This window comes from Chitinophaga eiseniae, from assembly GCF_012641265.1.
Classification (GTDB): Bacteria; Bacteroidota; Bacteroidia; order Chitinophagales; family Chitinophagaceae; genus Chitinophaga; species Chitinophaga eiseniae_A.
Genome location: NZ_JABAHZ010000002.1, coordinates 665721 through 688846, shown reverse-complemented (window position 1 = coordinate 688846; position 23126 = coordinate 665721). Strand labels below are relative to the sequence as shown.

General features: G+C 45.2%; 19 protein-coding genes and 1 tRNA gene. 14 read left to right on the top strand and 6 right to left on the bottom strand.

The annotated features are described in order from the left end of the window. Positions 1–155: 155 nt before the first annotated feature. The gene (locus tag HGH91_RS10480; RefSeq protein ID WP_168738394.1) at positions 156–614 is read right to left on the bottom strand and encodes a PA2169 family four-helix-bundle protein; all 459 of its coding nucleotides are present in this window, start codon (positions 612–614) and stop codon (positions 156–158) included. Positions 615–869: 255 nt separating this feature from the next. Here HGH91_RS10480 and HGH91_RS10475 point away from each other — a divergent pair, with 255 nt between their 5' ends. From HGH91_RS10475 to HGH91_RS10425, 11 genes are all read left to right on the top strand, one after another. Next, a complete protein-coding gene (locus HGH91_RS10475; protein ID WP_168738393.1) occupies positions 870–1022 on the top strand; it encodes a lmo0937 family membrane protein in 153 nt (50 codons plus the stop codon). A 278-nt stretch (positions 1023–1300) separates the two neighbouring features. Beyond that, positions 1301–1747, top strand: a complete 447-nt coding sequence (locus HGH91_RS10470; RefSeq protein WP_168738392.1) for a copper resistance protein NlpE — start codon at positions 1301–1303, stop codon at positions 1745–1747. Between the two features lie 114 nt (positions 1748–1861). Continuing rightward, entirely contained in the window at positions 1862–3460 is a 1599-nt protein-coding gene (locus HGH91_RS10465; protein ID WP_168738391.1) for a DUF6377 domain-containing protein, read from the top strand. Between the two features lie 374 nt (positions 3461–3834). After that, complete coding sequence (locus HGH91_RS10460) at positions 3835–6786, top strand: SusC/RagA family TonB-linked outer membrane protein (RefSeq protein WP_168738390.1); 2952 nt, start codon at positions 3835–3837, stop codon at positions 6784–6786. A gap of 23 nt (positions 6787–6809) precedes the next feature. Then, positions 6810–8348 (top strand): RagB/SusD family nutrient uptake outer membrane protein, encoded by a 1539-nt coding sequence (locus HGH91_RS10455; RefSeq protein ID WP_168738389.1) that lies wholly within the window; start codon positions 6810–6812, stop codon positions 8346–8348. A 136-nt stretch (positions 8349–8484) separates the two neighbouring features. After that, positions 8485–10944: a TIM-barrel domain-containing protein gene (locus HGH91_RS10450; protein WP_168738388.1), complete on the top strand. Its 2460-nt coding sequence runs from the start codon at positions 8485–8487 to the stop codon at positions 10942–10944. A gap of 52 nt (positions 10945–10996) precedes the next feature. Next, the gene (locus HGH91_RS10445) at positions 10997–11665 is read left to right on the top strand and encodes a hypothetical protein (protein ID WP_168738387.1); all 669 of its coding nucleotides are present in this window, start codon (positions 10997–10999) and stop codon (positions 11663–11665) included. A gap of 88 nt (positions 11666–11753) precedes the next feature. Further along, the gene (locus tag HGH91_RS10440; RefSeq protein WP_168738386.1) at positions 11754–12092 is read left to right on the top strand and encodes a hypothetical protein; all 339 of its coding nucleotides are present in this window, start codon (positions 11754–11756) and stop codon (positions 12090–12092) included. Between the two features lie 145 nt (positions 12093–12237). Further along, entirely contained in the window at positions 12238–15498 is a 3261-nt protein-coding gene (locus HGH91_RS10435; protein ID WP_168738385.1) for a SusC/RagA family TonB-linked outer membrane protein, read from the top strand. Between the two features lie 22 nt (positions 15499–15520). Next, a complete protein-coding gene (locus HGH91_RS10430; RefSeq protein ID WP_168738384.1) occupies positions 15521–17008 on the top strand; it encodes a SusD/RagB family nutrient-binding outer membrane lipoprotein in 1488 nt (495 codons plus the stop codon). A gap of 82 nt (positions 17009–17090) precedes the next feature. Continuing rightward, positions 17091–17897: a hypothetical protein gene (locus tag HGH91_RS10425; RefSeq protein ID WP_168738383.1), complete on the top strand. Its 807-nt coding sequence runs from the start codon at positions 17091–17093 to the stop codon at positions 17895–17897. A 60-nt stretch (positions 17898–17957) separates the two neighbouring features. On the opposite strand, the gene HGH91_RS10420 is transcribed toward HGH91_RS10425, so the two are convergent. Continuing rightward, entirely contained in the window at positions 17958–19157 is a 1200-nt protein-coding gene (locus HGH91_RS10420; RefSeq protein WP_168738382.1) for a hypothetical protein, read from the bottom strand. Between the two features lie 150 nt (positions 19158–19307). Next, positions 19308–19381: transfer RNA gene (locus tag HGH91_RS10415), tRNA-Ile, on the bottom strand. A 131-nt stretch (positions 19382–19512) separates the two neighbouring features. On the opposite strand from HGH91_RS10415, the gene HGH91_RS10410 reads away from it, so the two are divergent. Continuing rightward, positions 19513–20142, top strand: a complete 630-nt coding sequence (locus HGH91_RS10410; protein ID WP_168738381.1) for an HAD family hydrolase — start codon at positions 19513–19515, stop codon at positions 20140–20142. A 28-nt stretch (positions 20143–20170) separates the two neighbouring features. On the opposite strand, the gene HGH91_RS10405 is transcribed toward HGH91_RS10410, so the two are convergent. The 3 genes from HGH91_RS10405 to HGH91_RS31600 all read right to left on the bottom strand — a co-directional run bounded on the left by HGH91_RS10405 (position 20171) and on the right by HGH91_RS31600 (position 21078). Then, a complete protein-coding gene (locus tag HGH91_RS10405) occupies positions 20171–20413 on the bottom strand; it encodes a DUF4834 family protein (protein WP_168738380.1) in 243 nt (80 codons plus the stop codon). Positions 20414–20495: 82 nt separating this feature from the next. Beyond that, positions 20496–20846, bottom strand: a complete 351-nt coding sequence (locus tag HGH91_RS10400; RefSeq protein ID WP_168738379.1) for a TM2 domain-containing protein — start codon at positions 20844–20846, stop codon at positions 20496–20498. A gap of 10 nt (positions 20847–20856) precedes the next feature. Then, a complete protein-coding gene (locus HGH91_RS31600; protein WP_410493791.1) occupies positions 20857–21078 on the bottom strand; it encodes a DUF2752 domain-containing protein in 222 nt (73 codons plus the stop codon). A 241-nt stretch (positions 21079–21319) separates the two neighbouring features. Between HGH91_RS31600 and rimP the strand changes: the two genes are divergently transcribed. Next, positions 21320–21784 carry a ribosome maturation factor RimP gene (gene rimP / locus HGH91_RS10390; protein ID WP_247651705.1) on the top strand — a complete coding sequence of 155 codons (465 nt, stop codon included), beginning with the start codon at positions 21320–21322 and terminating at the stop codon, positions 21782–21784. 16 nt (positions 21785–21800) lie between these two features. Further along, positions 21801–23048, top strand: a complete 1248-nt coding sequence (nusA, locus tag HGH91_RS10385; protein ID WP_145662295.1) for a transcription termination factor NusA — start codon at positions 21801–21803, stop codon at positions 23046–23048. Positions 23049–23126: the final 78 nt, after the last annotated feature.

The window sequence follows — 23126 nt, the reverse complement described above, 5'->3', positions numbered from 1 at the left end:
AGCCCTGTACCGAAAATCCCGTAGTTGCCATATTACTTATTAATATAAGTATGATTGGAATCTCATGAATTCAAATGTAATATGGCTAAGCTGAACAACCACTTTCTGCCGTGAGATGAACAAAAAGAACAAGGGTATACTGAATGCACAAAATGCTACTGGTTCACTACATCCCGGTAGCTTTTAATCGTATCATGTGCTTCTTTTAATTGTTCCCGTTGGTTGCCGAGCACTTCCCTTATATGATAAGACATGGGTACGTCGCTGCTCAATGCATCACCGTAGGCACGCTGCACAGCATCTTCTCCATATTCACAAGCAGAAAAAAGCGTGTACCGGTCGGTACCGGTTAAAGTGGTTTTAATAGCCATCCAGGTGCGGTATATCTTACCACTGAAGGTCGTATCCTGGTTGCCGGTATCGGCGCCCAGCTCCAATAACAGATGGTTTAGCTCCGTCACGTACTTAACGCTATCATTCATCATATGCTGGAACAGTGCTTTCACATCTGCATTATCAGTAGCAGTCTTTGCCTTCTTATATCCTTCTATCCGGTCATTATTGATTTTCACAAGATCGTTTAATAGGATCACCAATTTATCTTCTTGTAACATGATCAAAAATTTGTTGTTTAAGAATAAGTCACTGTATTATCCTTACAAGTTTTCAAAAATCCATCCATAATAGTAAAGCCTTTAGCAGGAAGTGTTTTCAGCCGGAGAAGGGCTAAGATCCGGTCCTTTTTTTTCTCGTATGGTGGAGAAGCTTCCACAAAAAGCATCACTGCCGGCCTATACCGGGCTGTGAACAGGCAAGTTAGGGGTTGGCATAAATTTTTAAGTATAATTTCTGAATCAAATCCTTACGACATGAACAGCCTTCTTTATCTAATAGCAGTCATACTCATTATAGGATGGATATTGGGATTCTTTGTATACTCAGCCGGATCGCTCATACACGCTTTGCTTGTGCTGGCTATTATTGCTATACTCATCAATATCATCAGGGGTAGAGCTGTATAAATGCCAACCCATCTCTTTTTAACGCCTGGGTTAACGATGGTTAACCCAAGCGCTTTTGTTGCTGATTCCCTGGATGCCCCCACCTAAAAAACATCGCTTTTTTTTTACTCCCTTACTGATAACTCATTCAGCCCTGTTACCAAATCGTTGCTATTAGATTTTCCCGCCCTGGGAAATATATAGATAACATGGAAGGCGTAACTTTCTGCCTGTATTTGAAATAGTGCCCTGAAAAACAATAATCACCCATAGTTGTTAACAACAAAAAACCTACTTATATGAAATACCTCCCGCTATTGTTCGTGTGTGCCGTATTAGCTGCCTGTCAGCATACCGGCACTAAAGCTGGTCAGGGGGATCGTTCCGCTACAGCATCCGGCGACGCCGATACAGCTATTTGGATAACCTATACCGGTACCATTCCCTGTGCCGACTGCAATGGTATTATGATGGAACTATCGCTTCACCGGCAACCCGAGCTGCGGTTTACCTTAAAGGAAACCTACCAGGGTAAGAACCAAACCTTTCCCAGTGAAGGCAATTACAGCATTCAACATGGCACCACAGCCGATCCCGCCGCCACCGTTATTCTGCTCAATCCCGATAAGGACAAAAACCTGCAACGTTATTTTCAGCAGGTAGACAAAAATGAGCTGAAGATGCTGGACGGGGATATGAGGGAAATTACAGGCAATAATAACTATACCCTGAAAAAGGTTTTATAATACTCCTGATATAATACAAAGAGCCGGTTTAAAATAAACCGGCTCTTTGTATTATATCAAAAAAGTCGCTTAAATTTAGCGGTGACCTGTGATTTTTTATCATTTAATCATGCTATGAATCGAATTCTGGGCTACCTGGTTTTATGTTTACTATGTACTATTCATGCCTATGGCGTCGCTCCCACAGATAGCCTGCTCCGGGAGCTGAACAAAGCTATGGAGCAATCAGCAGCCTATGATGCGGTAAAGCTCAGGGATATCGACAGCATTAAACGTGGATTGCCGGCAGCCAGTGATCCGGCCAGCCAGTACCATATCTGCCTGCAACTATATAATGCCTATAAGGTCTTTAACTTTGATTCTGCCTTTGCTTACGCCCAAAGGCTGCAGCAACTGGCAACCCAGCTGCATGACCCGGTACGCACTACAGAAGCGAAGATCAAATTGGGGTATGTGTTACTGTCATCCGGCATGTTTACCGAAACCGCCGCCTTTGTAAACGGTATTGATGCCACAGGCGCGCCCGATAGTATTAAAATAGAGTTTTACCTGATGAAGAGTCGCCTGTACTTCGACCTGGCAGACTACAACCAGGATAAATACTATACCCCCACCTATATTAAACAGGCCAGTATATATATCGACTCTGCCCTCCAGCTGATTAAGCCCGGCTCTTTTGAGTACCGGTACAATAAAGGCCTGCAACTGTTCAAGATGGGAAACATCCCAGCGGCGCTGGCTATTTACCCTAACCTGGACCAACCGGGACTGGGTGACCGGCAGCTGGCTATTTCGGCCTGTACGCTGGGCGCCATTTATGAAGCCTCACACCGTACGGATACGGCTATTATCCTTATGATGCGATCCGCTATAGCGGACATCCACTCGTCGACCAAAGAAACGATGGCCAGTTACAGCCTGGCCACCCTGTTGTTTGAAAAGGGCGATGTAAAAAACGCCTCCCACTGTATTGAACGGGCCATTGGCGAGGCAGTATTTTATGGCGCCCGCCAGCGAAAGGTAATGGTAAGTAGTATTTTACCTATTATTGAGCATGAAAGGATCATAACCGCTGAAGAAAGAACCAAATCACTACTGATTTATGCCACCATTGTTACTTTACTGCTGGTGGCGGTGGTGATCCTCGCCATCACGGTTTTCCGGCAGGTACAGAAGCTGAAATCCGCCCAGCGTATCATCACCGCTGCCCACCTGAAACAAACAGAAATCAATAACCAATTACTGGAAGCCAATAAAATAAAGGAAGAATATGTGGGTTACTGCTTCAATATTAATGCAACCTATATTGGAAAGATAGAAAAGCTAAAACAAACCCTGGAGCAAAAAATTGCCGACAACAAGCCTGCTGAGTTAAAGTTTCTCGTTAATAATATTAATATCCGCCAGGAGCGGGAAGAGCTTTTTACCAATTTTGACCGGGTATTCCTGAAAATATTCCCTCATTTCGTAGCAGAGTTTAACCAGCTGTTCGATAAAGAAAACCAGGTGATCCTTAAAGAAAATGAATTGTTGAATACCGACATCCGGATCTTTGCCCTGATCCGTATCGGGATCACTGATAATGAAAAAATAGCCCGGATACTCGAATATTCCGTTAACACGATTTACGCCTATAAAACCAAAATCAAGAAGCGGTCTTTAGTGCCCAGCGAAGACTTCGAAAACCAAATTATGAACATCAAAGCCCTGTAAAAAGTGACTTTTTTGCTTTCAATTCATTTATATGAAAATAATTTATATATAATATTAACTATTTGATTATCAATATCCATAAATAGATAATATTGGATTATTCGCCTTTATTTTCTATATTTTGATTGTAAAAGTTGTTGCCCTGCTGATTGAGTTTTTACTTTGATTCATCAGTAGAAAAAGAAGAAAGCCAAAAATCTAACTTGACGTTTAAAACCATTTAAAGAAAACTTAAAAGTTTCCAGAAAACAATAGCATCCACGTTGACAAACTGCCGGGAGCATCCCTGCGAGCAACGCTTTATTTCCGTTCATTTAACGAAACATATTTAATCCACGTAGCAGACAACCAAAACTGCTTAAAAAATCCACTTTATGCTTAAAACAAGATTCATCAAACATCTTTTTCTGGGTATGCTATTGCTTGCCATACAAGGCATCGTAGCAGCACAGAATAAGACCGTTACCGGGAAAATTACCGATAAGAACGGCGTCGCCATCCCTGGCGCTTCTGTTCAGATCAAAGGGACCAAGAGCGGTACCACTGCAGATGCGGAAGGCACTTTTAAGGTTGCTGTTGCGCCCGGAGCCACCGCATTGATAATCAGCTTCATCGGGTATACCCCGCAGGAAGTGAGCATTGCAGGCAAAACAAGTGTAAGCGTACAATTATCCCAGGAAAACACTACCCTGACCGACGTAGTGGTAGTGGGGTATGGTACCTCCCGCAAAAAGGATTTAACCGGCGCCATTGCCCAGGTAAAGGCGGCCGACTTCAATAAAGGCATTACCAGCGCCCCCGATCAGCTGATCCAGGGCAAGGTATCCGGCTTAATGATTCTCAATAACAACGGGGCACCAGGCGCTTCCGCCACCGTAAGGATCAGGGGCGTATCTTCCGTGCGTACCGGCAACCAGCCGCTGTACGTGGTAGATGGCGTTCCCCTGGATGGCCGCGTAGCCCGTCCTTCCCTCAACCTTACCGGGTTGGGACAAACACCAGATGCCAACCCGCTGAACTTTATTAACAACAACGATATTGCTACCATGGAGGTATTGAAAGATGCCTCTGCCACCGCGATCTATGGTTCCCGCGGTTCCAACGGGGTGATTATCATCAACACTAAAAAAGGATCTGCCGGCCCCGCTACCGTAGATGTAAACTACTCTGTGGGCATGAGCAACATCATGAAAAAGCTCGATGTATTAAATGCAGATGAATACCGCGCTGCCTTAAAAGAATACAAACTCACCGGCGATGGCGGTTCCAGCTCCGATGGGCTCAGCTCCATTCTCAGAACTGGCGTTACCCACAATATTGGCGTATCGATGAGTGGCGGCAACGAAACCAGCCGGTACCGCGCTTCCTTCGGCATGATGGACCAACAGGGTATTGTAAAGAAAACCGGCCTGAAAAAATATACCGCCTCCCTCAGCGGCCAGAGTAAATTCCTGGAAAGCAAACAACTGGGTATCGACTACAATATCATGGCAGCACAAACTTCTGAGCAACTGGCGCCCATTTCCAACAACGCCGGCTTTACCGGTAGCCTCATTGGCCAGGCTTTACAATGGAATCCCACTGTATCCCTGACCAACCCCGACGGCTCCCTCAACGTCCTCGCTAAAAACCAGGCTATCAACCCCATGAACATGTCGCAGGGATATAATGATAAAGCGAATATCAGCTACGTCCTCGCGAGCATTTCTCCCTACTTTAAATTCAACGATAACTGGGAATACCGCATGATGTACAGCGTAAACCACCAGGTAGGACAACGCCGGGCCTCTCTCGATTCGTCTATCAATATCGACCAGGTGATGGGTGTGGGTATTGCCGCATACAATACCGCCGAACTGAATACCCAGTTATTCAATAATACCCTGAGCTATAACAAGCAACTGTCTGGCAACTGGAACCTCAGTGCTATGGTAGGGTATGAATATCAGAAATTTGCATATTCAGGTGTAGGCATCGGTGCCAAGGGCTTTCCTACCAATGCCGTTGATTATACTGACATCTTCCAGACACCTACCCAGGTAAATACCAATATCAGCTCTTTCCGGAATCCCAGCTCAGAACTGCAATCCTTCTTCGGCAGGGTAACCGTAAATGCCAAAGACAAATACATCCTCACCGCTACTATGAGGGCAGACGGCTCCAGTAAATTTGGCGCCAACAACCGCTACGGTTATTTTCCCTCTTTTGCCGCCAAATGGAATATTTCCAATGAAGATTTCATGAAAGGCAATACCTTCTTCAATAACCTGGGATTAAGAGCGGGCTACGGTGTTACCGGTAACCAGGAATTCCCCGCAGGAGCAGCTCAAGCCCAATATGGCCTTGCCTCCGGCGGTAAAGCCAGCCTGATCAACGTACCTAACCCCGATCTGAAATGGGAAAGCTCTAAACAGCTGAACGTAGGAGTGGACTTCGCCATCCTGAAAAACAGGTTAAGCGGTACCCTCGACTACTTCCTGAAAAATACCACCAACCTGTTATTCAGCTTCCCCGCCATTCAACCAGCCCCGGCTTCCAATTACTGGATCAACTTACCCGGTAAGGTAATGAACACCGGCGTGGAACTGTCGCTCAGAGGCGAAATCATACAAACCAAAAACTGGAGGTGGAGTATGGGCGTAAACGGCACCTGGCTGAAAAACGAAATGTCGGGCTATTCCGGACCAACGGTGAATACCGGCTCTATCGACGGACAAGGTGTATCTGGCGCTACTTCCCAACGCCTCGCCAATGGGTACCCGCTGAACACCTTCTACCTGCTTAAATTCGAAGGCTTCGATGATAAGGGCATGAGCGTGTATGCCGACAATGGTCTTACCCGCTACTATATGACCAACCCAAATCCTAAAGTGCTGATGGGTATCAATACAGAAGTGAACTATAAAAAATGGACCCTGTCTGCCAGCTCCCATGGCGCTTTCGGATTCCAGGTATATAATAACACCGCCAATACCGTATTACCTATCGGTAACCTCGGCTCCAGGAATATCGCGAAATCACTGGTGGGTAACGGAGAAGCACAAACGAACTCTCCGGCCGTTTCTTCCCGCTACCTGGAAAACGGTAACTTCCTGAAACTGGACAACCTCACCCTCATCTACAACCTGGGCGCTGTAGGTAAAGTATTTAAAGGAGCTGCCGTATCACTTACCGGCCAGAACCTGTTCGTGATCACCAAGTATACCGGCTTTGATCCGGAAGTAAATACCGACAAAAATATAAATGGCGTAAGCTCCTTCGGTATCGAATATGCTCCCTACCCAACTGCCCGGACCTTTATGCTGGGTGTACAGTTTACTTTATAATCTACCGCTAAAAATTGACCACAATGACGACTCAACATATACTTAAAACCGCTATGGTAATAGCCTGCAGCCTGGGATTCACCGCCTGCAGCCTGAAAGAAGACCTGGGGAGCAACCTGAATAAATCTCAGGCCGACTCCCTTATTAAAGCACCTCAGCTGCTGGGAACTGCTTATGATAATCTCCAGAATGCTTACCAGGACTTTTCCCAGACATGGGGGATGAGTGAAATCAGTACCGATGAAGCGCTCGGGCCCACCCGTGGCGGCGACTGGGACGATAATGGCGTATGGCGTGCCCTCCATCAACATCAATGGACACCCGATCACGCACACGTACAGAATACCTTCAATGCCCTCCTGCTGGAACAATTCAGCGCTACCAACGTACTTAACTTTCGTCCTACGCCAAGACAAGAGGCCGAAGCCCGCTTCCTGCGCGCTTTCTCCATGTTTTCGGTAATTGATCTGTACGGCCAGGTGCCCTTCCGTAGTCCGGGAGATAACCTGCTGGAAGCGCCTAAAGTGTATAAAGCAGCCGAAGGCATCGACTTCATCATCTCCGAACTGAATGCCATCATGGCTAACCTGCCCGACAGAGCCACCGCCGGACAGGCCTATGTAGCCAATAAAGATGCCGCCAGGTTCCTGCTGATGAAAATATACCTGAACAAAGGCGCCTTCCTCAACAGGGCTGCACCGACCTTCGATGCCGCCGATATGCAGAAAGTAATATCCCTGGCGGACGAGCTGAAAGCCAGCGGCTATATTATCCAGCCCAATTACTTCGATAATTTCGCCAAGGACAACGATGTAAAATCCCAGGAAAACATTTTCACACAGCAAAATGGTCCTGGTATCAGTAATATCCGCAATGGCAACAACGTATACTGCCGCTGGATGTGTACCCTGCACTATAGCCAGAACCCAAGTGGCTGGAATGGTTTTACCACACTGTCTGATTTCTACGATACGTTTGAAGCAGTGGATACCCGCAAAGGCGGCAGTTATCCAGGCGTAACCAACGTTTCCGGTCTGAAAGTAGGCTTCCTCATTGGGCAGCAATACGATCAAAACGGTAATAAGATCCTCGACAGAAGCAAACGTCCGCTCATCTTTACCCGCGAAGTAGAACTCAGGGCTACCGGCGACCAGGTGGAAATGGCCGGTATCAGGGTGGTAAAATATCCACCGGATATGGGTTCCAATGGTAGCGAAGCATCCAACGATTTCGTATTCTTCCGTTATGCCGACGCAGTATTGATGAAGGCCGAAGCGTTGCTGAGAAGCAATAATGCTGCTGCCGCATTGCTGCTCGTAAATGACCTGCGTGTTAAACGCGGCGCTACGCCTTTGACCACACTGGATCTCAACCAGATGTTGGCTGAAAGAGGACGTGAATTGTACTGGGAAGGCTGGAGAAGGCAAGACCTGATCCGATTTGGCAAATTCCTCAACGCATGGCAACTGAAACCAGCCAGCGATCCTAAGTATCTGCTGTTCCCGATTCCTACCAGCGATCTTGCTGTTAATAAAAACCTGGTACAAAATCCAGGTTACTAATCATATGCTTTAAACGGGTGCAGGCGATGCCATGCCTGCACCCGTTTAATCTCCCACTACCCGTTATCTCGTTACCACAGCGCATTACCTGAATGATGCGCCAGGGGAAGTTTTGCGTGGAAAATTAATCGCTCATATGTATATAAAAGCTCTGTTAAGGTGTTCCGGATGGATACTCCTGCTTTCCTGCCTGTCAGCCCGGGCACAAAACCAGGTAAAGAAGATTGGTAAAGTAAATACTGTCCATCTCTCCGGCCAGCAAATCAGTATAAGTGCAGAAAATGCTTATGCCGAAATTACGGTATACAGTCCGGCGATTATCCGGGTAAGAATGGACCAGCGGCCATTGACGACCGATTTTTCCTATGCGGTAGTTGCCAGGCCGGTTACTACTCGTATACAAACTACCCAAAACAATGATGCTATCAATATTGTCACCGACTCGCTCCAGCTGCGGATCGATAAGAATCCTTTCGCCCTTCATTTCCTAACGCCTTCCGGGGAAGTAATTAATGAAGATGAGGCAGGCCTTACTACCTCCTGGATTGGCGATGAGGTAACCACCTATAAAAAAATGCAGGAAGGCGAGCGGTTTATCGGCCTGGGAGAAAAAACGGGTAATCTGGATCGTAAAGGTGAAGGCTATACGAACTGGAACTCCGATAAATTCGGTTATGCTACCAACCAGGACCCGATTTACGCTACCATTCCATTTTACATCGGTATTCACCACCACCTTAATTACGGCATTTTCTTCGATAATACTTTTCAAAGCGACTTTAACTTCGGCGCCAGCAACAATCGCTTCTCATCTTTTGGCGCCAGGAATGGGGAGATGAACTACTATTTTATCTATCACCCACAGATGGCCGATATTATTACTTCTTATACAAGTCTTACCGGTCGTATGCCCATGCCTCCATTCTGGAGCCTGGGCTACCAGCAAAACCGGTACAGCTACTATCCTGATACGGAAGTGCTGCGCATTGCACAAACGCTCCGGGAGAAAAAGATTCCCGCAGATGGCATTACCCTCGACATCCACTATATGGATGCCTATAAACTCTTTACCTGGAACAAATCCCGTTTTCCCAATCCTGCTCAACTTACCAAACAGCTGGATAATATGGGCTTTAAGCTCACCGTTATCGTAGATCCGGGCATCAAAGTAGAAGACGGATATGCCGCTTATGAAAACGGCAAAAAGGAAAACATCTTCATAAAATACAGTGATGGGCAAAACTATACCGGCCAGGTATGGCCCGGCTGGTGCCACTTTCCTGACTTCACCACGCCAAAGGGGCGCGACTGGTGGAAAGGGCAGTTAAAATCGTATATCCATGATGGTGTGCGGGGCATTTGGAATGATATGAACGAAATAGCCACCTGGGGGCAAAAAATGCCTAACAACGTGATCTTCGGATACGAGGGGCATCCTGTTACTCATCAGCAGGCACATAATATTTACGGGTTGCAAATGGTACGCGCCAGTTACGAAGGCGCCCGGGAGGAATTGAAGAAACGTCCTTTTCTTTTAACCAGGGCTGCCTATTCCGGCTCTCAGCGTTATAGCGCTATCTGGACGGGCGACAACCGGGCAGAAGAAGATCATATGCTGCTCGGCGTTCGGCTGCTGAACAGTTTGGGAGTAAGCGGCATGGCTTTTTCCGGCATGGATATAGGCGGTTTCACCGGCAATCCTACTGTTAGCCTGTATGCCCGCTGGATGCAGATAGGCGCCTTTATTCCTTATTTCCGCAATCATACCGGTGTTAATACCAAATCTTCCGAGCCCTGGGCTTATGGAGAAGAAGTACTGGAAATTACCCGCAACTACGTGAATCTTCGCTACGAGCTGCTACCTTATCTGTATAGCTCCATGTATGAGGCTACCCGCACAGGTATGCCCGTGATGCGTACACTGGCCCTCACCAATACCTTCGATGCTAACGTGTATGATGCCCGCTACCAAAACCAATACGGCTATGGCCCTGCCTTTATGATTGCTCCTTTTGAGAGCACCAAAGAATTTGGTCAAATTTACTTTCCTGAAGGGAAATGGTATAACCTGTATACCGATGCAGTGACCAACGGCCACCAGGAAGTCATTACGCCGCTGAGCATAAAAACGCTGCCCGTATATGTAAAAGAAAGCAGCATCATTCCAATGCAATCGTTAATACAGTCGACAGCTGAGAAGCCTACGGACACGTTATTCCTGCATATTTACAAGGGAAATAAACCCAACACCTTTGTTTATTATGAAGATGATGGTGAAAGCTTTGATAATGAAAAGGGAGTCTTTTACCAACGAGCAATTACTTACTCCCCGGCTGATAAAAAAATTGTGCTGGACAAAGTCAATGGCAGCTATTCCTCTAAATTCCATCATATACAGCTCTTACTCCACGGTTTTGATGAGCAAAAAAGTATATCCGTTAATGGTAGTCCCCTGGCATTGCAGGCGAATGGATATACTTTCCTATCACCTATTTCACGCTTTGATCCACAGGGATTTTTTAACCCTGCAGAGCGTTGTTCCGTGCTACAGGCCACTTTTGAGAATGGTAATCAACTCATTAACGTGGATTTGTAATAAAAGAACGGCTCCCCTGGATTTTCCGGGGGGTCTTCTTTATATTTGGTATATGAAGCGCATACCCCTACTGTTACTGCTGGCGTTTGGAGCATGTCATCTGTCAACCGATAAAAAGCATATCGCCGCATCCGCTGATATTCAGCTGCTACTGGATTGCTATGCTGATCTAAAAACAGATACCCTGTTAGTGACTACTCCAGGTACCCTGGAAGATTCTTCTTCCGTTTACCACGGGAAACTGATAGACACCACATTGCTCACGCTTTTACCTCCTGAATTTGGCCCCTCATCAGATCCTTATTACGCTTGTTTTAAGTTCAACCTCGACAATAACACTATTGGATTAATTACCCGTTGTCCTGACGAATACGCCTCCAGTTCCATTAAATTATTTGTTTATCACCGACAGGGCAACACGATCACCTTTGAAACAGAACTCGCCAACACCTGGGGAGATGCAGGCGATTTCCTCGACAAATCGTCTATCCTGTATCGTACCACAGGTAAAGAATGGATGGGTATTATTGAAAATTATGTAGGGAGTGAAGCCACTCCGGCAGATAGTACCACCTTAGGGTTTGAGTCTTTCGACTACTACCATGTTAAATGGGAACATCAACGCCTGGATACTGTTAGCCGGGATAGTTCTGCGCTGACAGATATCTTCAGAAGAATATCCCCCGGAGCAGATAAAAAAGTCGTAACTCTCCAGCAATAAATGTGTTAACATCGTTAACGTTTAATTCATTATAAGTTAACATGAATATTAACAAAGCATTCACGCCATGCTATAGCTTTGTTGCATCATGTATGCGCGTTTTACCATACTCATTACGCTACTTTTTATTAGGGTATTCTTTTCCCCGATATGGTATAGCTATAACGTACAGCATCTGCAACACCCGGAAAGAGCGTTTGAACAGGTGCGTTTGCATAAAAGAAGATCCAGCGCTACCGATGACCCTGCATTACATGATAGCATTGTTTGTGAATCGTCTTCCGAAGTTCAAAGAAATTTAGCTGGTTTACTACGCATCATTAAAAGATGGTTATCGCTCACCGATATTGTGGCCATCATTCCCAGCTATCACTATACCTATTATTTATCTCCTCTTTTTATACGGCACTGCGTGCTTCGCATTTGATTTCCTGCTAACATCGGGTTCCACAGCGTATTCTATGGCGCTGTAGTTTCATTTGTATGACTGTTTATTTATGCCGCAAACGATATCATTCGTTATGCGCAGGCAGTTTATTGTCTCAGCACTTTGTTTCAATCAAATCAGAATTATGCGAAAGCCTTCCTCTTTGCTATTTATATTATCTCTATTCCTGGTGTCGTTGTTAAATACTGTTATCACACAGGCACAAACTGCAGACCTCATCTCCGGAAAAGTAGTAGATGCAGAAGATCAATCACCCATCATAGGTGCGGTAATCACTCTAAAAAATTCCGCCAAAGGAGCTGTAACTGATGCAGAAGGTAACTTCAAAATCAATGCCCCGGCCAATAGCACGCTGAATATTAGTTTCATAGGATATAAGTCGTCCAGTATCGTTATTGGTACGCAGCTTACCTTAACAATCCCATTACAAAAAGACAACAAAGCGTTGAATGAAGTGGTGGTTACTGCGCTTGGCATCAACAAACAGTCTAAAGCTTTGGGATATGCGGTACAAACAGTTAACACCAAACAGCTTACACAAGCGCCGGACCCCAACCTGATTAACAACCTGGGCGGAAAAGTAGCCGGCGTGGTAATCACCAATGGTGGTGCGGGGGTAGGATCTACATCCCGTATTGTGATCCGGGGAGAAAACTCCTTCAACGGCTCGAATCAACCACTGTTTGTGGTAGATGGCGTACCTATCAACAATGAAACTTTCTTCAACAACGCCATCGAAAATTCGTCCAGCCAAGGAACCTGGGCAGAAGTGGACTGGGGAAACGGCGCTGCTGAAATCAATCCGAATAATATTGCCAAAGTGACCGTGCTTAAAGGTTCTACCGCCGCCGCGCTATATGGTTCCCGTGCCGCCAACGGCGCCGTAGTACTTACTACAGAAAAAGGCAATACAGAAAAAGGTAAAATGGGTGTTACTTTCAATACTACTACTACCTTTGAGTCACCTTTAAAATTGCCTCGCCTGCAAAATGAATATGGCGCCGGCGTAAATGCTTATCCACTGTCTGGTACACCTAACACCTATTCTTTTGTAAACGGAGCGGGGGCCAGCGAAAACAATATTCCCAACTGGGGTCTTAAATTCGATCCTTCTGTAAAAGTAATACAGTTCGACAGTCCCGCAGGAGATGGCTACCAGGCTGGTGATTTAGTGGCAAGAGGTATTAATCCGGGTCTCACCGTAACACCCACTCCCTGGGTAGGACATGCCGATCACTTTAAACAATTTCTCCAGACAGGCTTAACTACGCAAAACAGCATCGGTTTCGGCGGTACTACCGACAAAGGAAGTTACCATTTTGCGGTTGACCAATTATATAATAAAGGTATCCTCCCCGGCACTGATCTAAAACGTTATGGCATTGCGCTTCGTGCCGATCACCACTTTACCGACAGGCTCAGCACCGATTTCTTTATTAATTATATCAACAGTGGAAGTAGTAACCGTCCTAATATCGGTTACGGCTCAGAAAGCGTGATGTATACCTTCTTCGGGGTGTATGGTATGCCGATAAACATTGATATTAACTCGTTGAAAAAAGAGTGGCAAACCGGCAGGGATCAGCAAAATCAGTTCCGTTACTGGAATAATCACGACAATCCTTACGTAACACTCAACGACAATACTAACAGCTTCACTAAAAACAGGGTATTGGGCAATGCCTCTCTGAAATACGCTATTAACGATCAGTGGAATGTGATGCTGAGAACAGGTTCCGATTTTTATGCTGACAATCGGGAAGGGCACAGAGCCTTTACCAGCGTTCGTTTCCCGACAGGTGGTTTCAGAACAGATAATGTCAACTACTTCGAAAATAATACCGACTTCCTGGTGAGCTATCATAAAAAACCCAGTCATTTATTTAACGTAAATGCGTCGCTGGGAGGTAACCGCTTCATGCAGAATATCACCTATACCAGGAATATTGCCAATGCGCTGATTACTCCGGGCCTGTACAACTTCTCCAACGCGCAAAACCAGTTGCCTACGTTGTATCAGAAGTTCGACAAAGTGGTATACAGTTTATATGCCTTTGCCGATTTCGATTATAAAAACCTGGTTTTCTTAAATATAACCGGCCGTAACGACCGGTCCAGCACTTTACCTGCCGGTAACAACTCTTATTTCTATCCATCAGCGTCGCTGAGCGCTATCATTTCAGATATGGTGCATCTGCCACAGGCCATTTCCTTCCTGAAGGTGAGGGCATCCGCCGCCCAGGTAGGCCGCGATGCAGATCCTTATTCCATCAACAACACGTTTATTACCAACACGCCGTTTAATGGTACGCCATTAACTACCGGCAACAATGTGCTGGCCAATAACAGCCTGAAACCTTCTTCTACCACCACTACAGAAGCTGGTATCGAAGTACGGTTCCTGAAAAACAGGATAGGCCTCGATGCAACGATTTACCAGTCAAATACCAAAGACGAGGTAGTACAATTACCTATTCCGGTGTCTTCCGGTTATACCAATGCTTATGTAAATGGTGGAAAGATCAATAACAAAGGAGTAGAAATCATGCTGACCGGTACACCGTTCCGCTCCCATGCTGCCAACGGCTTCAACTGGGATATGAACTTCAATTTCAGTCACAATGTGGGAAAGGTAGTATCGCTGCCGGATGGTATCAACACCTATGTATATGCACAGGTTACCCAATACGACCGCTATTACAGGGCAATACAGTATGATGCCAAGGTAGGACAACGCCTGGGTAATATGTATGGCAATGCCTTTGTAAGAGATCCCCAGGGCAATATCGTTTATAAAAACGGTGTACCGCAATTTACCACCACCCAAAATTCATTACTCGGCAACTACAACCCCGACTTCGTACTGGCCTGGTCGAATGAGTTGAGCTATAAGAACTTCACCATGAGCTTCCTGTGGGATTGGCACCAGGGTGGCAAGTTCTTCTCCTATACTGAGTTAGGCGTATTAGCAGGCGGCATGTCGGTAGAGACATTACCTGGCAGGGAAACTGGTATCATCGGGCAAGGCGTGATGATGGATGCTTCTTCCGGAAAATATGTACCTAATACCGTAAAAGTAGATGCTGCTACCTATTACAATGGATATTACAATGCTTCCAACAACGAAGCTTTCATGTACGACGCTTCTTATCTCAAACTGAGAGAGCTGCGTATTGGCTATACCTTCAAAAACATCTTCGGAAAATCGTCCGACAGCAAGCTGAATGTATCTCTGATAGGCAGAAATATCCTCGAATTTACCAAGAACAAGGACGTAGATCCGGAAACCCTGGCCCTTCGCGGACAGCAGATCCTGCCTGGAACAGAATTCCTGAGCATACCATCTACTAAAAGTATGGGTTTCTCTCTTGGTCTTAATTTTTAATGTAAATACCTAACTCCTCATCATGAAAAAGAACAGCTACTTCCTGGCTATCATTATAATAAGCATTACACTGGGCGCTTGTTCCAAAGAATTGAAACAGGTAAACACCAATCCCAATGCATTAGAGAAGCCAGATGCCACCACCTTATTATCCAATACAATTGTTACGGAATTTTACAACAACGCCAACATTGTATGGACCTTGGGAAATGGATATAACCAGTATATGACCTTTAGCCAGTCGTACTATGACCAGCCTACCCGTTATTCGCCTGTAACCAACGAGCCATACTGGATTCCCATGTATGAAGCGGCCCGTGATGCCAATACTTTATACACATTGGCGCAGGCGAAAAACAACCCGCTATTGCAGGCGGCCGCTCTCACTTTGCGTTCCTATGCCTTTGCCCAGCTGACAGAGTTATGGGGAGATATCCCCTTTCTACAGGCCCTGAAAGGTAATACAGGCGTGTATACGCCATCATATGACTCTCAGCAAACCGTATACATGGACGCCGGGCAGGGTATTATTCCCAGCCTAAGAAGAGCCGATAGCCTGTTAAAAGCGAATCCTTCCGGGTTAATGGAAGGCGATGTATTGTACAGCTCCAACACTGGTAACTGGAGGGCGTTCATCAACGCTTTGCGCTTACGTTACCTGCTGAGAGTAGCCGCAAAAGCAAATGTGGCTGCAGAAATGCAGGCCATTGTTAATGATGGGGCATTGATGCAGAGCTCCTCCCAGAGCGGTACACTGGCTTTGCCCACAGTAACGCCCTATAATTTTGTGAGCCTGACGGAGCGCTCCGGTGACTTCGCTGTTAAATACATGAATAGCACCCTGTATAGTCAACTACAGGCCACCCAGGATACTGCCCGTATCACGGCGTATTTCACTACCAACGCAACAGCACCTGCCGGCGCTCCGTTTAATTTTAATAATTACGGAGGCATGCCTATGGTGGTAGATGCTACGGAAGCACAGAGCAAGCAGGCATCTAACTTCAATCCCAGCTTTACCAAAGGCACCAGTCCCGCTTTAATTAAAGCAAGAGTGATCACCTATGCAGAGCAGGAATTCATCCTGGCAGAAGCAGCCCTAAAAGGATATATCAGTGGAAGCAATGCCGCTGCATTAACATACTACAACAACGGCGTAATGGGCGCATTCGCAGAAATTGGCATCAATGCCACCACGGCGGCCAACTACCTCGCACATGCCGGCGTACCACTCGACAACTCTTCTCAAAACAGCGCCATGCAACAAATTATAACACAAAAATGGCTGGCCAACATCAACAACGGCTTTGAAGGATGGATTGAGTTCCGCCGTACGGGATACCCTGCCTTCCAAACAGGAGATGCCGCCAATATGAATAACGGCATGATCCCCACCCGCTTCCTCTACCCAACATCCGAACAAACAATCAACAGTAAAAATTATGCTGCAGAAGTGCAGCAAATGGGAGGGAAGGAAATCACCACCTTTAAAGCCTGGTGGGAAAAATAAATAGCCCTGTCTTTTACCGGAAGCGCCGGTATACAATATGCCGGCGCTTTCTACCCCTCAGCGGAATGTAAATGATACCACAATGAATTATACACAACCCGAAATAAATGAGCTCTTTCTAAAATTCTATAGCATTGACAAATATGAAGACAGGCTTAAGTTCTACGATGACCATTTTAATATCCTACCGTTCACACTCCCGGACTTCGAAACGAATCTCTTTACCTTTTTCTCAGAAGAACACCTGCAGCAATTTGAAAATTTGTTGCGCATAGAGCGAAAGAACAGTGAATCATTACAAAAGACTTTCTTCTTCGAAAGAGAGCATTACAGCTTCAGCATCAAACCAGGTCCTGCACACTACGCTACCTTCAACAACTATATCATCTCCCGGTTTCTTCAGGCCGATGCTCAGCTTAAACAGAAAATACGCCAGGAACTGGCACTAATCGGTGAAAGCCAAACACCTGTCAATACAATGCTGGCCTCTGTAAATGAAATGTTGGTTATGCTGAAAAGAAAGATATCCTGCGATAACAGGAGACGCCTAAACACTCAGTTTGCATTGGTATTCCTAAAAGGGCTCACCGACTTCAGTGCACATGGTATGCCCGTTATTGCACCCAAAAGGAAAAAGATAATAGAGCTGTACCTGTATGCACAGGGGATTATGTATGGGGAGTATATACAGCTATTGAAAAAGAATGTACCTAACCAGGAAGAAACCAGCATGCCTTTTGATAAAATATCACTGCTGAAGGAGCTAGGGGTAATTGAGGCAATTCGGAGGAAGTACCCGTTTTTAAATAAGGCAGATATGGATAAGAAAATAGAAGAGATTATTTATTTGGTGACAGGGGAGCGGATGACGATTACGGTCATCCGCTAACTGTTAGTGGAGCATTGTCCAGCACTCATGTAGAGCACTGGACAATATTTGAATGGAGGCTTATTGATTGTTTTCTTTCATTAATTTAGCAGTATTCGCTTTCAATGCATCCACCTGTCGCTGCAAGTCGATAATATAAAGCGTCAGCTCCTCTATTTTCTGAAGATATAATTTGTTCATTTCTCCCAGGTCAATACCTTTTTCTTTTACTTCTTTTTCAGATGGAATATCGGGCAGATGGTTATTATCCTTAATAAACTTCGCTACTGTGGCCAATGTGGGGAGTTTGTAGCTGGGATGAAAAACGTAATCGGCCCACTGTTCCTGGGTGACTTTTACCCGTCTTGCCCCAATAGTACCATCCACCGTAAGCTTGTAGGTCGGGTTATCGACGCCGATTCCAACATTTTTGTTGTTAGCAATGACCATAGAAGATCCAACTGATGTCCCCGTTCTGCCAATCTCAAAAATAATTTTACCACTAAGCGCAGCTCCAATATGGAGATCCCTATAACTTTCAATAATATTGGAATTGCGTTGAGAAATTACCTGATAAGTAGAATTCGTGTTTCCTATATACATTTGCGAATTGATGAGGGCCCCGTGAGTAATTGCTATTAAGTTAGAATAGGTAGAATCAGAGCCTGCGAGCACCAACCGATTAGGAGTAGCTGCATTTTTTATAACGACAGCACCCTGCATCCCAATTTCTTCGGTAGCATTAAAAGTACTTACTCCCGTAACTTCAGTCCCCCGCACTATTTTAAATGAATCGTTTTGAGCATACCCGGTAAAAGAAAAATTGAACAGCGAAGATGTTTGCGGAATTGAAACCGCTAAGTATGCTACAGAGTTGTATGTTAAAGTAACCAGTGAAGCCCGATCACTAAAAGACATTAAGGTTCCTCTATTTCCCATGTAGGCAGAAGCCGTATTTACATCAACTATCCATTTCCGGTTGGAGCTAACAGAACTACCACGTATTGCAGTAAATCGCCCCATTACATAATTATCGGCAGGTAAAATAGTGCCTGTATAGATAACATGTAATAAGATATAGTTTTCAGTGACATTATCATCCGACATTCCTGGAATTCCCCTATCTACATAATAATTTCGACCATTATCCAATACGTGAAGCCGGCTCGTCGGAGTAGCGGTACCTATGCCTACATAGCCATTGGCGGCCGGTAGGGCATTTTGGGCGGTTGCAGTAATACAGGCAAATAAGGAGAGAAGGGCTACAAATACCGATTTCATAAATAAATAGGGTATAGGTTATACAATCATTTACAGATGAAGATACAAAAATATTCTCCTGTTTTTGTGAGCAATGTTGTTTGTATCAAAACATGTATCAAATAAGAAAAGGCTTTCCGCGCCAATCCGCTGAAAGCCTTTTCTATTGCGTGGTCCCACCAGGGCATGATCCTGGGACCCCCTGATTATGAGTCAGGTGCTCTAACCAACTGAGCTATAGGACCTGTTCCGAAGAACGAATTCCCTTTTTCAAGGGACGGCAAAAGTAATTATTTTATTGAAAAATCCTAAATTATTTTTTTCTTCCAACGCTTACGCCTATACTTTAATACATTTGAGCCCTATTTCTGATCATATGCAAGGCATTAAAAATATCATTTTCGACCTGGGAGGTGTTATCCTGAATATCAATTATCAGCTTACCAGGACGGCTTTTGAGGCGTTGGGAGTAAAGGATTTTAATTCTCTTTATTCACAATTTCATGGTTCTGATTTATTCAATTCCCTGGAAACGGGGCATGTGACTACAGAAGAATTCCTGGCGGAAATGCACCAGCATGTGCCGGCAACGGTAACCGACGAGCAGATCGTTGCAGCGTGGAATGCTATGCTGCTCGACTTCCCGCTGCAGCGGCTACAGCTCCTGCAGCAGTTACGGCAGCATTATAACCTTTATTTACTGAGTAACACCAATGCCATTCACCTGGATGCGTTCAACCGGATCTTACAGGAGAGCAGGGGCATTCCATCGCTGGGAGGTTTCTTCGACCGGGCTTATTACTCCCATGTCATGGGCTATCGTAAGCCGGATAAGGAATGTTACCAGGTGGTGCTGGATGAGAACGGGCTGGTGGCAGAAGAGACTTTATTTATTGACGATACGTTGCCTAACATCGAAGGAGCGAAGGCAGTGGGGTTGCAGACCATTCATTTACAGTCGCCTAAAACGATCATGGACATTTTCCGCCCTAAGAGTGCGGTATAAAAAAGGCCGGTGAGTCACCGGCCTTTTTTTATTTTACTTCTTCAAAATCGATGTAATCTCCTTTATCCACTTTCTTCGGTGGGGGAGGATTAGGGGCGGATGACTGCTGGGAGCCAGCTTGCTGGCTTTCATACTGCTGACGCATATGTTCCTGCATATCACTCATTTGTCTGCGCACCTGTTTGGTTACTTTATACCCTGGTATGAGCAGGTCAAATACCAGTTTATACAGCAGCCAGGCAATAAATATGGAAAAGAAAAATTTCAACATAATGATGCGAAGTTAGCGGAATATACTTTCCGCGGCCTTGAAAATCACCTCATTTTAAGTTTTTTTTAACTTTCCATGCTGGCTAGATGCCCAGTAATGCGGCGGATGCCAGGGCTTCTTTTTTGTTGAATTCCCAGGTCATTTTACGGTAGTTGACAGCATCGATGATGGTGCCGATGAAGCAAAAGCCCAGGGTGATCAGGTAAATGATCCCCATGGCGATCTGGTTAAGCAAAAAGCGTTGTATGCCTGCAGGGCCCAGGAATCCGATCAGGCTGCAGATCAGGATCGTTTGCGGGTCTTTACGCCGGCTTTGGTAAACAGCCAGGAAACGTTGTTTATTCTCTGATGAGTAACCTTTGGTAAGTTCCTGGAGCCATAACATCTCTTCGGTTTCTATTCCCGGAAGCATGGCAAATGAAAAATCGCTCATAGCGGTAGGTTTATAATTGTTTAAGGTCTGTATATTGTAATCGGGCTAATTGTATGATTCTATATAATAGTACTGCTACTACCAGCGGCGATAGCCAGTGATGCCGGATAGCAGTATCCCATTGACCGTGTAGGAAATAATGGATGCCATGACCCAGGCCACAACCGGGACAGAAGGGAATGCCTGCCCGCTTTAACAAACATAGGCTCTCTGACTTTGGGTCGGGTTTCATCATATATAACAGGATCAGACCCAGTGGCCACGCGATCAACTCTATGTTAATTTTTTGCCAGAAAGTGGTTCGCACGTCAGATATTTTAAAAACACATATGAATGATGGCAGCGCGTCTCATGCAAATATTTACATACAAGTTAAAGAAATAGTTTTTCAATCAAAATAAAATCATAATTTTGTGTGAGGAAAAATGATTCAAACGAAGGGGACGAGATATTGTCCCCTTCGCGCTTTTTGTATGGCAAACGAACACGTGATAAAAACGATCCGGGAAATAGCAGAAGGACTGCTGGTTAATGATCCCGACAATTTTTTGGTAGACATCAGGATTAAGCCCACTAACAATATAAAGCTCTTTCTGGACGGCGACAAAGGTGTACCGGTGGCTACGCTGGTTTCATTCAACCGTCAGTTATATCCCTTGCTGGAAGCGGCTGAACTGTTCCCTAACAACGATTTCTCTCTGGAAGTATCGTCTCCGGGCCTGGATGAACCGCTCAAACTGCACAGACAATACCTTAAAAATATTGGCCGTAAGGTGGAAGTTACCCTCCTCGATGGTTCCGTAAAGGAAGGTACCCTGCTGGCGGTAACAGAAGATGCTGTCAACATTGAAGAGCTGGTAGGCAAAAAGAAAGAAAAGAAATCAACAGATTTAAAACTTAATGAAATAAAGCACACAAAGGTGTGCATCGTGTTTTAAAATATAACAACTAAACATGGCTAGTATTAACTTGATTGAGTCATTTACCGAGTTCAAGGAGGCGGAAAACATTGACCGTCCTACATTGATGAAGGTCCTCGAAGATGTGTTCAAAACATTGCTGCGGAAAAAATATGGCTCAGATGAGAATTTTGACGTGATTGTAAATACCGAAAAAGGTGACCTTGAAATATTACGCCGTCGAACCATCGTTAATGATGGGGAAGTAGAAGATGATAACGCACAAATCGCCTATTCCGAAGCTATTCTCGTAGAACCGGATTACCAGGTAGGTGAAGATTTATATGAAGAGGTAGAGATCATGGACTTCGGTCGCCGGGCCATCCTGGCTGCTAAGCAGACTTTATCCGCCCGTATCGGCGATTTGAAAAAGAACATCCTGGTGAAGAAATACGCCGATAAAGCAGGCGAAATTGTGAACGGGGAAGTATACCAGGTTTGGAAAAAAGAAGTTTTATTGCTTGATGATGAAGGGAATGAGTTAATTTTGCCTAAATCTGAACAAATCCCCACAGATTATTTCAAGAAAGGAGAGAACGTAAGAGCGGTGGTGAAGAAAGTAGAAATGAAGAACAACGCGCCACTCATCATTCTTTCCCGCACACATCCATCCTTCCTGGCTAAATTGCTGGAAATTGAGGTGCCTGAGATCTTTGACGGGCTTATTGTTATCAAGAAAATTGTTCGCGAACCTGGCGAAAGAGCCAAAGTTGCCGTAGAATCCTACGATGACCGTATCGACCCGGTAGGCGCCTGCGTAGGTATGAAAGGTAGCCGCATACACGGTATCGTACGCGAACTGAGAAATGAAAATATTGATATCATCAACTATACGACTAACATTCAGTTGTTAATCCAGCGTTCCCTGACTCCCGCCAGAATCAGCCGCATGGAAGTAGATAACGAAAATAAATATGCTTCCGTTTACCTTAACCCTGACCAGGTATCACTGGCCATCGGTAAAAAAGGCGTAAACATTAAGCTGGCATGCGAACTGACTGGTTATGAGATTGATGTATTCCGTGATGAAGCACAGGAACAGTCTGAATTTGATATCGATCTGGAAGAATTCTCGGATGAAATCGAAGAATGGATAATAGATGAACTGAAGCGAATAGGTTGTGACACTGCCCGCAGCGTATTAGAGCTGACAGTCGAAGAACTGGTTCGCCGGTCTGATCTGGAAGAAGAGACAGTGCAGGATGTAAGAAGAATATTACAGGAAGAGTTTGACAAAGAATAAAGCCGAGCCACAACCCTTCCCAGGTAAAGGCCTTATTAGAAAGGGAATTGATTTTTTCGAGTTATTGTTTAAACGTAA

Bases quoted from the DNA above. Each gene is read 5' to 3' on its own strand.
- HGH91_RS10480 (WP_168738394.1), bottom strand. From the start codon at position 614: ATGTTACAAGAAGATAAATTGGTGATCCTATTAAACGATCTTGTGAAA.
- HGH91_RS10475 (WP_168738393.1), top strand. From the start codon at position 870: ATGAACAGCCTTCTTTATCTAATAGCAGTCATACTCATTATAGGATGG.
- HGH91_RS10470 (WP_168738392.1), top strand. From the start codon at position 1,301: ATGAAATACCTCCCGCTATTGTTCGTGTGTGCCGTATTAGCTGCCTGT.
- HGH91_RS10465 (WP_168738391.1), top strand. From the start codon at position 1,862: ATGAATCGAATTCTGGGCTACCTGGTTTTATGTTTACTATGTACTATT.
- HGH91_RS10460 (WP_168738390.1), top strand. From the start codon at position 3,835: ATGCTTAAAACAAGATTCATCAAACATCTTTTTCTGGGTATGCTATTG.
- HGH91_RS10455 (WP_168738389.1), top strand. From the start codon at position 6,810: ATGACGACTCAACATATACTTAAAACCGCTATGGTAATAGCCTGCAGC.
- HGH91_RS10450 (WP_168738388.1), top strand. From the start codon at position 8,485: ATGTATATAAAAGCTCTGTTAAGGTGTTCCGGATGGATACTCCTGCTT.
- HGH91_RS10445 (WP_168738387.1), top strand. From the start codon at position 10,997: ATGAAGCGCATACCCCTACTGTTACTGCTGGCGTTTGGAGCATGTCAT.
- HGH91_RS10440 (WP_168738386.1), top strand. From the start codon at position 11,754: ATGTATGCGCGTTTTACCATACTCATTACGCTACTTTTTATTAGGGTA.
- HGH91_RS10435 (WP_168738385.1), top strand. From the start codon at position 12,238: ATGCGAAAGCCTTCCTCTTTGCTATTTATATTATCTCTATTCCTGGTG.
- HGH91_RS10430 (WP_168738384.1), top strand. From the start codon at position 15,521: ATGAAAAAGAACAGCTACTTCCTGGCTATCATTATAATAAGCATTACA.
- HGH91_RS10425 (WP_168738383.1), top strand. From the start codon at position 17,091: ATGAATTATACACAACCCGAAATAAATGAGCTCTTTCTAAAATTCTAT.
- HGH91_RS10420 (WP_168738382.1), bottom strand. From the start codon at position 19,157: ATGAAATCGGTATTTGTAGCCCTTCTCTCCTTATTTGCCTGTATTACT.
- HGH91_RS10410 (WP_168738381.1), top strand. From the start codon at position 19,513: ATGCAAGGCATTAAAAATATCATTTTCGACCTGGGAGGTGTTATCCTG.
- HGH91_RS10405 (WP_168738380.1), bottom strand. From the start codon at position 20,413: ATGTTGAAATTTTTCTTTTCCATATTTATTGCCTGGCTGCTGTATAAA.
- HGH91_RS10400 (WP_168738379.1), bottom strand. From the start codon at position 20,846: ATGAGCGATTTTTCATTTGCCATGCTTCCGGGAATAGAAACCGAAGAG.
- HGH91_RS31600 (WP_410493791.1), bottom strand. From the start codon at position 21,078: ATGAAACCCGACCCAAAGTCAGAGAGCCTATGTTTGTTAAAGCGGGCA.
- rimP (WP_247651705.1), top strand. From the start codon at position 21,320: ATGGCAAACGAACACGTGATAAAAACGATCCGGGAAATAGCAGAAGGA.
- nusA (WP_145662295.1), top strand. From the start codon at position 21,801: ATGGCTAGTATTAACTTGATTGAGTCATTTACCGAGTTCAAGGAGGCG.